Origin of the sequence: Pseudoxanthomonas koreensis (assembly GCF_041890415.1) — a bacterium.
Lineage (GTDB): Bacteria > Pseudomonadota > Gammaproteobacteria > Xanthomonadales > Xanthomonadaceae > Pseudoxanthomonas > Pseudoxanthomonas koreensis_A.
The window spans coordinates 1,441,081-1,456,146 of record NZ_CP169056.1 but is presented as its reverse complement, the minus strand read 5'-3'; the positions used below and the strand labels follow the sequence as shown (position 1 = coordinate 1,456,146).

Below are 15,066 nucleotides of genomic sequence, written 5' to 3'. Positions count from 1 at the left end.
GGCGCTGGAAGTTCAGCCGGCGAAGCCGCCATCGGCCAGAAAGGCCCGCTCTTCGGCCGTGGATTCACGCCCAAGGAGCCAATTGCGGTGTGGAAAGCGGCCGAAGCGGCGGATGATGTCATGGTGCCCCCGCATCCCGTCGGCGCGCCTGCCACCGAGCCGGGCTGCCAGCGTCAGCGACAGCGTCTGGTCGACGGGATCCTCGGAATGGGTGAAGGGATACACGAAGAACACCCGGAACCCGTCCTCAACGCGCTGCATGTGCCCCAGCTTTTCCGCCTCGCGACCGAACATCAGCGCCAGGCCGTCGGTGGCAAACATATGCGCGGTGCCGCGGAAAGCGTTGCGCGGGAACTGGTCAAGCAGTACCAGCAGCGCCAGCGCGCCGTGCGGGGTCCGGATCCAGTCATCGCAGCGGCGCGCGGCAGCCTCCATGTGCGCGGTCAGGAAGCGCTCGCGGAAGAGGCGGTCGAAATCGGGATCCTTCACCATCCACAGTCCCTCGGCGACGACGTTCCGCCAAAAATCGGCCAGCTCGGTGATGCAGGGTTGCGCCGTCAAGGTGCTCATCTCCGCGCTGCGCCGCGCTTGGAGGGCGGGAGCAATCGAATGCTACTGCTGGGCGGTTGGGACGATTGACCGCATCATGTGGCCAAGGTTAGCGCATGTACTGGAGAGACTTCGTCGCATACAGCAGACTCGCGCCGAGTATGCCTGCGATCCGACGCGTCGTGCCCGCAACCGCGGTTGGGCAAAGGGGACCGATTAGGTGGATTTATCGGGGGTAGGGAAGGTCAATCGTGCAGATGCCTGGGTTCTTCCATGCATTCGAGGCTTCGCTAGAGGTTGTGTGGTGATGACCTAACGCTACTGTGGTGCACCTTGAACGGCTTGGTAGCATTCTGTAGGGCAATCTATACAACGGAGTAGAGGCAATGCCGTGGCAAAACGATCTACGACGCAGCTCGCGAGATGCTGAGATCGCCGAGCGCGTGATCGTGGCCGTGGAACAACTACTGGAACGTGACCGCTACCTCTTCGTTCATCGCGTCGGTGAGCGGGCCATCTCGCATCGGCTGGCGATCTACGTGGAGGCACAGTTCCCCGGCTGGGACGTCGACTGCGAGTACGACCGGGATGGCGCGGCACGAAAAATGATCCCGGATGGGAGCGGCAATGATGACGACGAAGGCAGCGCCGTATTGCCGGACATCATCGTCCACCACCGAGGCCCCGGCGGAAACCACGTCGTGTTCGAACTCAAGAAGTCCAGCAATCGTCTGCCCGATGACCGGGATCTGGAGAAGCTGCGCGCGTACGGGCGTCACCTGGGATACGCGCACGGCGTTTTCATTCGTTTCGTCGTGGGAGAGCCCGATCCCGCCGTCAGCCGGGCGGAGTTCATTTACGGCGACTGATCTCGACCGTAACGAGGCGGGCCGATGCCACCGTCGCGTCGTCGGGAAGGGTGTCGTTGTGCGCAGATGGTGCGTCAGTGGATCGCGCCCGGGACCCTCGTGCCCTCACCGTGAAGGTGTATCCGAGCCAGCGGAGCGCTGCGTGCGAACCCAATGGCGAATGCGCGCTACGAGGTTCTGCCGAGCGCGCGTCAGCACGGCCCAGGCCCCTTGGGTAGTGGCGAATCCCACCGCGATCAGCAGGACGGTGTAGGCGTAGCTCGGGAAGGCCATGCGCGAGGTAAGCGCAATCGTGAGGCCGCCGAACTGCGCAAACATCGCCAGCACCGGCCCGCACACCAACGCGTCGCGCATCAGGCGTTGGCGCTCGTCGGCAGGCACGGGCGTGCGGCGCTCGGCGACGGCCAGAATCACGAGGCCGCACATGAGCGTCGCGGTCACCATGCCGCCCACGGCGCCGACCACGAGCAGGGACTGGCTCCAGCCCATCTCCAGGTACGCTGGCCGATCGATCAGGAACAAGGCGACGGTCGTAGGCGCGAACACGCCCACGGCCCCGAGCAAATAGGCGACGCCGCGTTCGCCTTCGTATGCCCGCAGGAACATGAGCTTGCGTTCAGCCCAGGTCGTCGGCGCCAAGGTGTTGTCAGCGACCGAAACCTGTCGATTGGGGTGGCGAGACTTTTTCATCTTGGTCCTAGGGCAGTGCAATGAACGCGCAGTGCGCATTCGCAGGGGTCGGCTCACCAAGACGATGCGTGAGCGATCGCAGCGGGCAGTCGAGGCTGGCGTGGACGCCGCCGCCATGCAGAGGCCGAACTAGCTCGGCCAGAGCCAGGCCCGCGGCGAACGCGCCCACGAACGGCGTAGCCACCGCCTTGGAAGCCAATATCGTCACGCCGCACAGGTCACCGCTGTCGCGTGCGAGCTGCTGGTATGCGGTGTTGAGCTCCGTCGACGACTGACTCGCGGCCTGGGCCGGCCACAGCTCCGTGGCCGGGCGCGGCCCGGGCAGGGTATGCAGGCGCAGGTTGCGAAAATCGCGATAGCCACTGCCCAGCCCGACCTCGACGACCAAGGCGAATGCCGCAGTGTCGAGATCGCGCCGCGCGGCCACGTTGTCCACGCCGAACAGGGCCGCGGTCGGCTCTCCTGGCTGCAGCCGGTGCTGTGCGCCGAAGCGGCGCTCGACCAAGTCGATCTCGAAGCCGATCGCCTCCAGGCGTCGTGTCATGACGCGCGTCTTGCGCCCCTTGAAGTCGTCGGCGCCCACCAGCATGCAGGTGCTCAAGTTCGATTCGGTCACGCGGTCTACATCCTGGAGGACCAGCCGCGGTCGGCGTTGCGCGGGGTAGGGGAGCATCGCCAGACCCCAGGCGTAGGCCTGCCCAAGGTGCCCGAGGCCGATCAACCACAGATCGGTCGGCAGGTACGCCAGCGCCGGCCCCCGGTTCTCAGGCGCATGCCAGTCCTCGATCGCCAGCGGGTTCCACAGCGACACGCCAATCCGGCGATAGCCCGCCTCGGGCGAGTCGCCGCGCACGTGGGAGAACACTTCGCTGACGGCCAGGGCACCGGCACATACCCCTGCCAGCGGGTTGTCGTCGCCGACGGTCAGGTGGCCAGCGCTGTCGGCGGGGGCCACCTGCGCCCACCAGCCGTCCCAGGAAGGGCGCAGGGCGAGGGTCGCGCCCTCCGGCGGCGCACCGTCGCCGATCAGGAGCGACGGCAGGCGGGCTGTCGGTGCGGCCATGACGGTCCCGCCGAGCGCCGCCACGACGTCTGCCGCCGGCCGTCCCGCGAACAGCGGTACCTGGATCACCGGGGTGAGATCGCCGGTCACTTCCACCCCGCCGAGCAGCGCTCGGGAGGCGGTACTGACCGCGGTAAGCACGCAGGCCTGGCCCGCCAGCGTGTTCGCCCAGCCTTCGCCCAGATGGATGCGCAGCCGGTACTGCTGAAACAGGGCGAGCGCCGCTTCCGGCGTGGCAACCTCACCGGCATCCAGCGCCAGCTTCGCCAGACGGTGCATGGCGTCGGCATCGAATTGCGTCATGGTTCGCTCTCCGGCGTTTTGAAGGTCATGACGCGCGCCACGGTCGGTCCGCGGTAGCGCGTCCAGCGGTGGGCGCCTTGGTAGACGTACAGCCCGAGGTGCTCCAGGCCGACCGGCCCCTGCGCGAAGTCGGGAACGATCAAGGCGATGTGCCCCGCGATCGCCAGCATCGGGTTCTCGCCGTCGCTGCGGCTCTGTCCTGCGCCGTAACGATGCGTGTGCACGTCGGCAACGACTTCGAGTCCATGCGTGGCGCAGTAGTCCCACAGCCGACTGAAGCTGGCGCCGGACAGATGCACGAAATCCGCCTGCAGCGCGTCCGCCTGCAACTGCTCGTAGGGCAGGAAGCTGGTGACCACGCGCACCCCTTTACGTACCCGCCCAAGCAGGAAGCCGCCGCTCTCGCGCACCCCCGCGCCCTGCTGGCGAAGGTGCGCGAGGATCGCCGTCCACAGCGCCGGCGCGAGCTCAAGCAGCGGCGCGTTCATGCTCGAACCCTTGCAGCAGGTCGTGCACCACCTCGAGGTAGTGCGAGATCCCCTTCGCGGGGTTCCAGATGAGCTGCGGGTACTGCGCCGGCCAGGCGTCATGGCCGACCAGGCTCTCCCGGTCGCAGGGCACGTACAAAGCCATGCCGCCTTTCCAGTCGGGCCGAAAAGCCAGACTCATTCGCTCGCCGCTGCGCGGCCATCGGGCATCCGGCAGACGCACGCCGGCGGCCAGGTCCCAGAACGTGCCGGTGGGCGGCGCCGTCGGGAACCCCTGGCAGTCGAGCCGCAGCACGAACTCCTGTCCGTTACCCGCGAAGACGCCGATGAAGACGTACGGCCAGTCGAGCCTGCGCAGCCGCCAGCGCCCACGATCCTGGCCGGACAGAAAGCGCGCCGACGCGAGGTCGGCGCGCAAGGACTGCTCATCCGGCGGCACCTGCGCGACCATCAGCCGTTGATCCGGTGCGCGGGCACGAGGTCGAACACGATCGCGCAGCGCGGGTGCTGCACGAGCGTGCCCACGTGCGTATCCATGTCCGGCTGCTCGTTGGAGCCCGCGATCTGCAGGACGTGTTCCGCGATGTCGCCCGCCTTCAGGCCGAACCGGCGGCCCGCCCACTGGCGGATGCGGCCGAGCGTCGTCGCCGGACGGAACGGATGGTCTTCCGTGCGACCACCGAAGCGGACCGTGACCGCGACCTGCTTGCACCGGTGCAGGTGCACGCGCACTCCGCGGTCCGGGTTCAGGTCCTTGATGCGGCGCTTCGACGCGGCCTCGTCGTCATCGACTTCGTCGTCCTCGATGGACAGCGACAGGCCGGTCGGATCGGTGCCGGCCGGGAGCAGGGTGAGCGCGGCGCGCTTGAGGTCAGCGACGGTGGCGTGGTCGTCGACCTCCACCAGCTTGATGTCGGAGAAGTGCTCCGACTGCACATAGACGCGAATGGTGGACATGCGGTGTTACTCCTTTTCGGCTGCGGGCCGCACGAAATTGCGTGGCCCTTAAGGAGTAAGTCGCAGCGACAAGAACGAATCGGAAGGCGAACCGAGGCGAGATTCACGCCGGGCAATACAGGAAGTGTCGACATCCAGCGCATGCCCATGCGTTGGGCTTAGCCGGAAATCGGCCTTCCATCAGTTCGTGTCCCATTTCGACGAGGTGGTCGAACCCCAAGTCTCGGTACGGGCGAACGTGCTCTGACATGCGCGTGCTCAATACGTACAAGCTGCCCTGAAAGCGATACTGCCGGTACTGCTGGTTCAAGCACTTGAGCGCCCACCGAAGAATCTTGTGCTGCTTGGCATACAGACTCGATGGCTGTGCACGCACGAAATGCAAAGTGACGACATTGTCCTGCCGCGTGACGCGATGGGCGGTCACGCGCACCGGCAAACCGTCGCAGACGACGTCGATCGGCGTCGCCATCGCCGCGCGGACGGCGCCGGACCACGCACGCCCGGCCTCGAGCAGTTGCTCGGCATATGCCAACAGGTGCGGCCTTGCCGGCTCGTACTCTTCCGGCAACATCGCCAGTTCGACCGCAACATCGTTGGCCGGCGTCGAAACTTCCCCGCCCGACGGCACAAACAGCTCCCGCATCACGGCCGCTTCGATCCTCGCGGCCGGGTGCAGCCCCGCCGCCGGACTGAGCCGCTTCAACACATCGTAGTAGTAGCGTCGGGGGCAGGTGCGGTAGGTGACAAATTCCTTTAGGTCCACCGGCAGGCTGGGCGCCAGCGCGACGGGTGGGGAGGCATCGCGGCCGGCCGCGCAGCTGATGGTCCCGACAACGCAATTGAGCAAATGCGTGGCACGCTGCACCGCCGGCGCACGGGCCGCCTTGAAGTAGCTCTTTTCCTCGTACAAGGTCAGCGACGAGCGCGCGCGGGACAAGGCCACATACAACCTGTTTGCAGCCTCGGAGCGCGCCTCGTCGACCCCACCGGCGGATTGGGTCAAGACGGCAGGAAGCCACGGCGCGTCGTCCGAGCGCTCAAAATGGCGCGCGTCGACATCCATCAAGTGAACGGCTTCGAATTCCAAGCCCTTGCTCTGGTGGATGGTCATCACGGCGACCGCGTCCAGGAGTTCGGCCTCCGGCGGGGGAATCCGCAAGTCGCGGTCGTCGGCCAAGCGCAAGCGCCGACGTAGCCGCGTCAAGAACGTGCCTACGGTCTGGTAGGCGCGGCCCCCGTCGGGAACGCGCAGGTAGTAGATGATTTGCCACAAGGCCAATCGCCGGGTGACGGCCTGCATGTCGGTGCCGCTTACGTAATCGGCGAGCCACCGCGTCCGCTCAAACAGCAGCGTGCAGATCACCTCCCACGGGCTGTCGTGCGCGCTCAGGCCGCCGAAGGTGGCGAGCCACCGGGGCAGCGTCGACACGCCCGCGGGCGACAGACCTGCCGGAGTCGCTTGGAGCCAGGACAAGGGCGTGGGGCGAGTGTGCTGCAGATGGGCGAGCAACACGTCCACGTCGGGGGTCGGCAAGGCAATGCCTGGCAACTGCGCGATCCGAACCAGGGCGCTGCCCGAGCGATCGACGAACAGTTGCAACAACGCCAGCAGGTCCTTGACCTCCGGGCGCTGGAACACATCGCCCAGATGCAGGACCGGGATACCGGCGGCGACCAGGGCGGCAGCGGCCGCATCGCACGTATCGTGGCGGTTGGCCAGAATCACCTGCTCGCGGAAGGCGGTGCCTTCGGCCTGCAGCCCGAGCACCCGCGAAACCAGTTCGCCAAACGCAATGCTTTCGTCTTCACAGCTGACCAGCGTCGGGCGCACGCCACCTTGGCCGCGGATCGGCGCGACGCCGCCGAGCGGGAGCACGCCCTGTAGGGGATTGTCATCGCGGCCGGTGTGCTCCACGACACGCACGATCTCCTCGAAGCTGCGCCAGTTCTCGTTGAGCCGGAACTCGCGATGCTGCGGAAAATCGTCCGCGAACCGGACGATGTTGCGCATGGACGCGCCACGAAACCGATAGATCGCCTGTCGCGGATCGCCGACGACCCACAGGCTGTCGGCCTGTGCGGCCAAGGCTTTCACCAGTTCCGCGCTGGCGCGATTGACGTCCTGATACTCGTCGACGAGTACATGTCGAAAGCGGCCGATGCTGGGCGCGAACTCGGCCAAGCCGGCGCGCAGGGCCTGCGCGGGTAGCAGGATGAGGTCGCCGAAATCCACGAGGCCGCCGTTGGCCCGCAGCAAGCCCTCGTAGGTGCGGTACAGCAAGGCCAGATCGCGGTCGAGCGCCAGCCGCTCAGGATCGGCCCGCGCGGCGCCGGCTTCGACGACACGCGTGAACGCCTGCGCATCCAGCAACTCATCCTTGGCCCGCTGGATCGTCTTGACGGCATTGTCCAGCCACGGCAACGGATCGCCCAGCGGGTTCAACACCTGCAGGGGCAGTCCGTAGATGTGCGGCTCGAGCAGCGCGATCTGGGCCATCTTGTCGGCCACGCCGAACCCCGGCCGCAAGCCGAAGCGCTCGTGGTTCTTGCGCAAGAACTCGAGACCGAAGGCATGGAAAGTGCCCACCCACATCTCGTGCGCGTCGGGGACACCCGTGGCCGCGAGGCGATCGACCAGTTCGCGCGCTGCGCGGTTGGAAAAGGTCAGCGCCAACAGCTCGGCGGGCTTGGCGCCGTTCGCGAGCAGGTGCTCGATGCGCATGAGCAAGGTGGCCGTCTTGCCGGTGCCCGGGCCGGCGACCACGAGCGAGGTGCGCGCCGACGATCGTGCGGCATCGCGCTGTTCGTCGGTCGGGGTCAAGGCCGGCTCCGGCGCATCGTCCGTGAGCCCGTCCTCGGGGAGCAATAGGGCATCGAGCAACTGTTGCCTGACCAGTTCGAGCGGCAACGCCAGGTCGGTGGCGATCCGGGATGCGGTGTGGCCGGCCAAGTACAGCGCACGGGCCAGCGGGCGCGGCAGCAGCAACTCGCGCGCGAACACGTTGGCCTGCAACTCGGCCCGCTCTCGGGCGCCGTACGCTTCCACGCGTTTGGCACCGAGGGTGTCGTCCTCGGCAGGATTAAGGGTGCTGGCGATGACCTGCCGGCAACCCTCCTGCTCCTCCGGGTGCAAGATCCAGTGCCCGAACTCGTGCGCCACCAGGAACGCCCGGTCGGGCGGGTCCACATCGTCGCGAACCAGGATCTGCCGAAAGGACCGCACGAGCACGGCATCGGCGCCGCATAACGCGGTGTCGTCGGGACGCGTCAGCGAGATGTCGAAGTCTTCGGCGTCGGCGGCGGCGATGCGATCAATCAGCTCGATCGACCGAAGCCCGCCGGCGACGGCCTCCGGACAGTACCGCTGGCGCAGTTGCTGCGCCGCCAATCGCGCCCGCCGAAATGGCGTCACGCGCGATCGCTCCGGTCCTGCATTGCGCGTAGCCGCGCTTTCTCGGCATCATCGACGGCGAGGGCGGCCACGGCCTGCTCCCAGGATTCTTGCCTGACCATGGTCGGCTTGTCCGCGGCCTTGTAACTGCGGTGCAAGGCCAACTGGGGACCCAAGGCTTCCACGAGCCCGTCCACACCGACCTTCAAGAACTGCGCCAGACGCTCAAGCACGACCCGCGGCGTATCGATGATCGCCTGCGTCAGGATCTTTTGCAGAAGCACCGTCGAATCCAGGTCGATCGCCTGGGCCGCCGCCTTGAGGCGCTGTCCGGCCAACGAACGCAGCGCCTTGCGGACGGCGTCCGTTTCGCGGGCGCGCGGCGCGCCGTACAGCAAATTGAGTACGTGGCTTTGCAGGCGCATCACGGATGCGTCAGAAACCTCCAGCTCGGACTCGGTCACCTCGGGCAGGGCGGCTTGCGCCGCCTGCAGTGCCGCGAACTCCAGGATCTCCTCGCGAAACTCCGCATGCGTCTGGCACGCCTGGACGATCGTCTCGGGCGTCGGCGCGTCGTCTCGCAGGAACAGCGCATCCAAAACGTCCTCGAGCGAGGGCCTACGGTTGGGCGAAGTCATACATTGAACTCCTTCTTCATCTTGGCTTCGATGCTGCGCTTGTGGTTGTTGACCATGCGCGGCGTGACACCCAGCGCAGCGGCGATGTCCTTGACCTTCATCTCCTCGCGCCAGAGCATCACGAAGACCGAATATTCGTTACGGGTGAGCAGGACCTGCAGCCGCGCGTGTACCTGGTGGAACTGCAGCGCGTGGCCCAGCACCCGGTCCGGCGTCGCGTCGTCGCGCAAGGTGGCGTCAGCATCCTCGCCGTCGTCGTCTTCGCCCAGCGACACCATCTCGTCGTCGACCTCCGCATCGTCGTGCCCGGCCTGGTGCCATTCCTCGAGGCTGTCCATCCTTTGGCGGCACTGGGCCAGCAAGGCGCGCAAGAACGAAATCGACTTGTTCTCGAAGAACACACCGAACCGACGCGCGGCAAACTCGGCATTCGTGCCGCTGAGCAGGCGTTCCCACACGTATCCGGCCAGGTCGTGGGCGGCTTTGTCGTAGTCGGAGAAGTGTTGCGGAACCAGCGTGTTCTTCTTGGCGAAGGCCAGGGCGCGCCTGAGTAGGCGCCGGGACAGTTCGCTGCTGCACAGGCCGACCCGGGCGGTGTGGCCTGCGGTCCGCGCCGCCAAGAACAGCTGTACGAGCCGCTCCTCGCTGACGAACTGCGGGTCGTTCCAGTCGACGCAGCGCAGGCGTTCGACGAGGTCCGGTTCGGCCAAATTTTCTAGATCGTCGGGTTGGGGTGCGTCCATCTCTCGTTCCATGGTCGTGGGACCCTCTCCGCCACCGTGGCGAGCGTCCCTCTAAGGCAAGTCGCAGCCCCTCGCGGAAATCGGAAATGGCTCCGGGCTCGCCGGTTTTGGCGCCCCAGATGCCGGCAGGCGCCCGGGGGCAGGGTGGGGGCAAGGCGCGCCCCCACCCCGCGGTGGGCTCCGATTACTTGCGCTTGCCGGGCCGCTGCGTGAGCACGCTGCCGGCCAAAGCCTTGGTCCCGGCGTTGGTGCGCCCGTCATTGAGCGCCTTGGCCGCGATGCGGGCCGTGGTCGCCGAGGAGACCTTGCGGGTGCCGGCCTGGGCGAGGGTGCTGCCCGCCAGGCTCTTGGCGGTCTTGCTGGCGCCACTGTCGCGCAACACCGAGGACGCCGTGCGCGTCACCTTCGGACCCGAGGACTCGTGCTTCTTGGCCATGCGGCTTCTCCGTCGGGGCGAAAGGGTCGCGGCGGGCTGCCCCTGAGGCCCGCGGCGTGTGTGGGCCTAGCGTCGGCCGTCCACCGGCACCTGGACCTCGACCGGCAGAGTCTGCAGGACCGGGAATTCCGCCTGGACGCGCGTCATCAGATCGGCCACGCCCGGCGCCTGCAGCGTGACGATCAGGGCGTAGGGCATCGGCACCGCGTCTTCCCAGCGCACCGCCTCGCTCTCGTCGCGCACCTGGTAGTTGATATGGAAATAGGGCGCGTCGAGCTCGGCCGCGTCGACAGTGCACGCGTTGTTCAGCACCGTGTCCCACCGCATCGCGTCCCGGCGCAGTTCCTCTTCGGACTTGTACATACCGCTGCCGAACAGGGGCAGGCTCTGGCCCGGCGCCTTGTAGCAGCGCACCCACAACCCCGCCCGGGTGTAGTTGATCGCGTGGGCAGAATCGACCGGCGCGCGATAGCAGAACGTCGCACCGATGCGCACCCGGGTGCCGGCCGGGAGCCCGCGCGGCACCGGGATCACCGCCTTCTGCGGATAGCCGGGGTGGGTGATGCCCTGGTAGACCACGCGCACGACATCGAGCGGGGTGTGCACGATGGCTTCCGGGTCCAGCGGAATGCGGCCCCAGCCCACGTCGGTGCGCTTGTGGCCGCGCCGGTATTCGGCGGCATTGATCAGCAGAGCCTGCAACGTGATCGGATCGAAGCGCGATTGGCTCAGCACATCTACGCCGAGCGCCGTGCGCAAGGCCAAGGGGCTGGCGAAGCTAGTGCCACCCACCGCAACTACGCCGCCCGCCAGCGGGCTGTACACGGGCATGGGCTCGACGGAGGAACCGCCGAAGGCGAGCACATCCGGCTTCACGAACCCGGGGCTGCGGCCCGGCCCGGTGGCACTGTACGGGGCGCGGTTCCACTTGGTGAGGCGCGTATCCGCCGCGCCGATCGCGAACAGATTCACGGCATCGCCGGGCGGCTGGATGCGACCGAGCTCGCCGTCCAGCGCGCCGTTGTTGCCCACCGCCGCCGTGCACAGCGTGCGTCCGTCCGCCAGTTCGGTGTCCAGCCGCGAGGTCCACTCATGGATGTCGTCATCGAAGAAGGTCGCCACCGGCCCCAGGCTGATGTTGGCGAAGCGGTACGGGCGCTCGGCCGTGCGCGCAATGCGCAAGGCAGTGACGATGCGATCGAGTACATCGAGGGCTTGCTCGGGGCTGTCATTGGTCGGCAACACGCGGTGGTGCTCGACCATCCACGGCGGTGCGGACAGCGCGGTGTGCGCCGGATCGACGGGGCCGAACAACAGGGCGGAGGTGACGTTGACCCCGTGCGCCAGGTCCGCGACGGTCGCCGGCGGCAAGCCGGACGCGGCCAGTTCGACCACGTGGGCGCCGAAGGCGTTCTGCGTGCCGCCGTCGAACACGGCCACGCGCGGGCCCGGAGCCGTCAGCCGCGAAGCCGGCAGCACCAGGGTCGGAAACTTGCGCGTCAGGGCCGCGGTGAGATCGAGTTCTTCGCGCAGGCGCGGCATCGACCGCACCAGGCGAATCCGCTCGAAGCGTGCCAGTTCGGGTACGCGGGCGGCCGGCAGCTGGACCGCGACGAAGGCCAAGCCCGGCACGAAGCGAAACCCGCGCGTACTGATCTCACCGCCCAGCTGCAAGGCGAGGGTCTGGAATGCGGTCAGGATGTCGGCGTCGTGCTCACCGGCGTGCAAGGTGACGTGGACGAAATTCGGCCAGGGGGTTTCCGGGTCCAGACGCAACTTGCTCTCGCCGGCGTAGGCCAGGACAGATTCGATGTGGGTGAATTCTTCCTGCCGGCTCTTGGCGATGGCCGGATCGCCGAGCTGGCGATCCATCGCTTCGAATCCCTCCGGCGTGCCCGCCACCAGGATCTCGGCGGTGTCCTGCGGGCCCTGCTTGTCGCCCTGGCTGACGCGGGGCGTGACCTGCGTGGCGCGCGAGCCCAACACGGTCAAGCCCGCGTCGCGCAGGATGTGGGCGGGGAAGTGGGACTTGGCCAGGAATGTCGGATGCAGCGTCAGCCGCGCGGTGATCTCGCCGCGTGGCGCGTACGCGCGCGGGACCGCGCGTGCCGCACGGGCCACGGCCGTGAGCTGGGGGTGCAGGGCTTCGCGCGTCTGCCCGATGTTGTACGGGTGCCACTTCGGGCCACCGCCCGTTGGCCACGCCAGGTCGCCGATGAGGGCCTGGCCGTTGACGATCAGCGTGTTGCGCGGGGTGGGGGCCATGCGTGCGCTCCTACTTGTTCAACCAGCGCGAGACGGTGGCAGCACTCACCCCGACCTGCTTGGCGATGGCGCGCATCGACAGGCCGTCGGCATGCAAACGCATGACCTGCAGCAAACGCTCGCGCTCGGCCGGATCGGTCGCACTCGGCAGGGCCAGACGCATCAGCACCTCGTCGAGTTCGCCGCCGCCCAGCGCGATCTCGCGCCGCGCCCGCATGACCAGACGACTGGCGTCCGAGAGCGGCTTGCCGGCCAGGGCGGGCGCCATCTGCCGCGCGACCGCGTGACCGGCTCCCAGCTTGGCGAGCAACGTCTCGACCTGGCGCGCCGTGCTGTCGGGGAAGCGCAGCCACAGGTCGAAGCGACGAAATACGGCGCGATCGAGCAGCTCTTCGTGATTGGTCGCGGCCACCAGCAACGAGGTTCCCGGCCATTCATCGATGGCTTGCAGCAGCACGTTGACCACGCGCTTGAGCTCGCCCACGTCTTGGCTGTCGTCGCGCCGCTTGGCCAAGGCATCGAACTCGTCGAGCAAGAGCACGCACGGCTGTGCCTTGGCATGGGCGAGCACGCGCGTGAGGTTGGCGCCGGTCTTACCCAGCAGACTGTTGACGGCTGCGGCCAGGTTGAGCGTGATCAGCGGGAAGTGCAGTTGCTCGGCCACGTACGTTGCGGCCAAGGTCTTGCCGACCCCCGGGGGACCGGAAAGCAGCACCGTACGCGAGGGCGACAATCCCGCCTCGCGCAGGCGATCGGCGTTCTGCCATTCGCGCACGAGGCCGTCGAGCGACTCTTCCACCGCGGGTGGCCAGACCGGCGCGTGTTCGACGAAGGCGGGAAACTGCACCGTGGACAGGGCCAGGTTGCTGTCCAGATCGACCGGGCTGACCAGGGCCTGCTGCGCGGCGGCGTCGCGGGCGAGCGTGAGACGGGAACTGTTCGCTTCGGTCAGCGCCTTGGCCAGCAGCGGGGCCAGGGCGGACTTCTCTCGGCGCAGGCGTGCGATCAATCGGCTCAGGCGCAGCTGGAAGGCCGGGGCGTTGCCCGCGCAGCCCTCCCGTACCAGTGCCAACCACTCGGCCTCGGAAGATGGTGCTGTCATGATCGCCCCTGTTGCACGTGTTGCAAAGTGTTGCAAAGTGTTGCACCATAACGTGCAACAGTGCAAGGGGCCGCAGCGTCGGCGTCCGGTGAGCCGGGCAGCACTCACACCGGGGCGCGTCGGGAGCGACGCAGCCGCTCGCCCAGCAGGCGATTGGGCGGGCGTCGCCGGCGCGGCTACGGCGCCGGGTCAGCGGCTTCCTCAGCAATGAATATCTACGTCCAGGAGGCCAACGGCTGCGCGAAGTCGCCGGCCTGGATCGAGTTGAGATTGCCGTCCGGCTGCAGGTAGTGATGCACGGCTGCCGGAAAGTGCTCCGGGTTGAGCGGAATTGCCGCACGGGGGTTGTTAAAGACGTCCAGACCTTCCGTCCACGATTCGGCGTAGTCCGGATCGTCGACGCTAACCGCGAAGGCGATCGGCTCGGGGGCGTCAGGGTCGGGGTTCCAGACGGTGCCGTGGCGGATCATGTGGACACGCCGGGAGCCGAAGCCCGCCACGTAGCCGATCCGGTTGAACTTCGGCAGGGTGGCGCTGCTGTTGAAGATCACGGCGCTGACGTGCTCGGCGCCGGGCAGATCGAAGAAGCCGGAGGTCACCGTCCGCTGGCCCCAGCGATGCTTCGCCACCCTGGTTGCCACTACCACGAGCTTGCCGTCCGCGTCGTGGTGCGCGTCGTGCTCGTAGCCGTACAAGTATTGATCAGCCCGCTGCGCGCGAAGGTCATCGAGCCCGCCGCGTGGAAATCCTGGATGGCGAATACCAGTGGCTTGCCGGCGACATGCGGCAGGGCCCAGTACGCCTTGCCGAGTTTCCTGGTTAGTGCGGCGGCGAATTTGATCGGGATGTAGTGCTTGAGGTAGGCACGACGCTCCTCCGACGTGTTGATCTCGGGAGGCGGCTGCGGATTGCCCTGGCGATCCTGGGTCGGATTGACCGTGGTGACTTCCACGGCAATCGTCCCGAGGATGTCCTCCGCCAGGAAGTCGGGCGCGGCGTGCTCACGTGACAGCGAAAAGCTGTTCTCGACCAGCAGGGCGTACGCATAGAGCTCGAGCAGACGCGCATCGAAGCCGCCAGTTTGAAACTGTTCGATGAAGTTGCCGTCGACATCGTTGTACCACCGCATCATCGCGCCGACAATCGCTCGCGCCGGGCTGAACCCTTCGCTGTCCAGTAGCATGGCAAAACTCGGATGCAGGCGCTCGCGCGGCACCTCGAGCCGGAAGAAGTCGACCGGTGCAGGCCCCTCATTTCCTTGCCGACGTTCGGCCTCGAGGCGGGCCAATAACCCCGGGGCTCCGGCCACGAGCGCGGCGGCAGCGGCCTCGGCGGTATCGAAGAAGGCGTCGGTCTGGCTGATCCGGCGGAACCGCTCGACGCGATCCTTGGCCAGGTAGATCCCGAGGAAGTCGCCGTCGGTGCGGTCGCGCACAACCAGCCCGAGCAGGTGCCCGTCGGACGATTCGAACCAGGCCACCTCGTCCAGGATCCACATTGTCGGCCCGAAGCGGCACCACGCCGCCAAGGCATTGAACCGGGCTAGGGAATTCGGATGCATGCCGGAAG

15 protein-coding genes are annotated in these 15,066 nt (G+C 67.3%); 1 reads left to right on the top strand and 14 read right to left on the bottom strand.

Features of this window, described 5'->3' with window-relative positions:
* Positions 1-12 precede the first annotated feature (12 nt).
* A complete protein-coding gene (locus ACEJ41_RS06625) occupies positions 13-570 on the bottom strand; it encodes a DUF924 family protein (protein ID WP_132986085.1) in 558 nt (185 codons plus the stop codon).
* 365 nt (positions 571-935) lie between these two features.
* Between ACEJ41_RS06625 and ACEJ41_RS06620 the strand changes: the two genes are divergently transcribed.
* On the top strand, positions 936-1,418 hold the full coding sequence (locus tag ACEJ41_RS06620) for a hypothetical protein (protein WP_374013991.1): 483 nt from the start codon (positions 936-938) through the stop codon (positions 1,416-1,418).
* 105 nt (positions 1,419-1,523) lie between these two features.
* Here ACEJ41_RS06620 and ACEJ41_RS06615 read toward each other — a convergent pair whose 3' ends face one another.
* From ACEJ41_RS06615 to ACEJ41_RS06555, 13 genes are all read right to left on the bottom strand, one after another.
* Complete coding sequence (locus tag ACEJ41_RS06615) at positions 1,524-2,108, bottom strand: hypothetical protein (protein WP_374013990.1); 585 nt, start codon at positions 2,106-2,108, stop codon at positions 1,524-1,526.
* A gap of 7 nt (positions 2,109-2,115) precedes the next feature.
* Complete coding sequence (locus tag ACEJ41_RS06610) at positions 2,116-3,474, bottom strand: ThiF family adenylyltransferase (RefSeq protein WP_374013989.1); 1,359 nt, start codon at positions 3,472-3,474, stop codon at positions 2,116-2,118.
* Positions 3,471-3,962, bottom strand: coding sequence for a hypothetical protein (locus tag ACEJ41_RS06605; RefSeq protein ID WP_374013988.1), 492 nt, complete (start codon positions 3,960-3,962; stop codon positions 3,471-3,473). The genes ACEJ41_RS06610 and ACEJ41_RS06605 overlap by 4 nt, the downstream gene beginning before the upstream one ends.
* The gene (locus ACEJ41_RS06600; RefSeq protein WP_374013987.1) at positions 3,943-4,413 is read right to left on the bottom strand and encodes a hypothetical protein; all 471 of its coding nucleotides are present in this window, start codon (positions 4,411-4,413) and stop codon (positions 3,943-3,945) included. Before ACEJ41_RS06600 ends, ACEJ41_RS06605 begins: the two co-directional genes overlap by 20 nt.
* Positions 4,413-4,919, bottom strand: coding sequence for a hypothetical protein (locus ACEJ41_RS06595; RefSeq protein ID WP_374013986.1), 507 nt, complete (start codon positions 4,917-4,919; stop codon positions 4,413-4,415). The genes ACEJ41_RS06600 and ACEJ41_RS06595 overlap by 1 nt, the downstream gene beginning before the upstream one ends.
* A 103-nt stretch (positions 4,920-5,022) precedes the next feature.
* A complete protein-coding gene (locus tag ACEJ41_RS06590; protein ID WP_374013985.1) occupies positions 5,023-8,334 on the bottom strand; it encodes a UvrD-helicase domain-containing protein in 3,312 nt (1,103 codons plus the stop codon).
* Positions 8,331-8,951, bottom strand: a complete 621-nt coding sequence (locus ACEJ41_RS06585; protein ID WP_374013984.1) for a hypothetical protein — start codon at positions 8,949-8,951, stop codon at positions 8,331-8,333. The genes ACEJ41_RS06590 and ACEJ41_RS06585 overlap by 4 nt, the downstream gene beginning before the upstream one ends.
* Positions 8,948-9,694, bottom strand: a complete 747-nt coding sequence (locus ACEJ41_RS06580; RefSeq protein ID WP_374013983.1) for a LuxR C-terminal-related transcriptional regulator — start codon at positions 9,692-9,694, stop codon at positions 8,948-8,950. Before ACEJ41_RS06580 ends, ACEJ41_RS06585 begins: the two co-directional genes overlap by 4 nt.
* A gap of 184 nt (positions 9,695-9,878) precedes the next feature.
* On the bottom strand, positions 9,879-10,130 hold the full coding sequence (locus ACEJ41_RS06575; RefSeq protein WP_374013982.1) for a hypothetical protein: 252 nt from the start codon (positions 10,128-10,130) through the stop codon (positions 9,879-9,881).
* A 66-nt stretch (positions 10,131-10,196) separates the two neighbouring features.
* Entirely contained in the window at positions 10,197-12,395 is a 2,199-nt protein-coding gene (locus tag ACEJ41_RS06570; RefSeq protein WP_374013981.1) for a S8 family peptidase, read from the bottom strand.
* Between the two features lie 10 nt (positions 12,396-12,405).
* Positions 12,406-13,497: an AAA family ATPase gene (locus tag ACEJ41_RS06565; protein ID WP_374013980.1), complete on the bottom strand. Its 1,092-nt coding sequence runs from the start codon at positions 13,495-13,497 to the stop codon at positions 12,406-12,408.
* Between the two features lie 215 nt (positions 13,498-13,712).
* A complete protein-coding gene (locus tag ACEJ41_RS06560) occupies positions 13,713-14,192 on the bottom strand; it encodes a hypothetical protein (protein WP_374013979.1) in 480 nt (159 codons plus the stop codon).
* Entirely contained in the window at positions 14,138-15,058 is a 921-nt protein-coding gene (locus ACEJ41_RS06555) for a hypothetical protein (protein ID WP_374013978.1), read from the bottom strand. The genes ACEJ41_RS06560 and ACEJ41_RS06555 overlap by 55 nt, the downstream gene beginning before the upstream one ends.
* Positions 15,059-15,066: the final 8 nt, after the last annotated feature.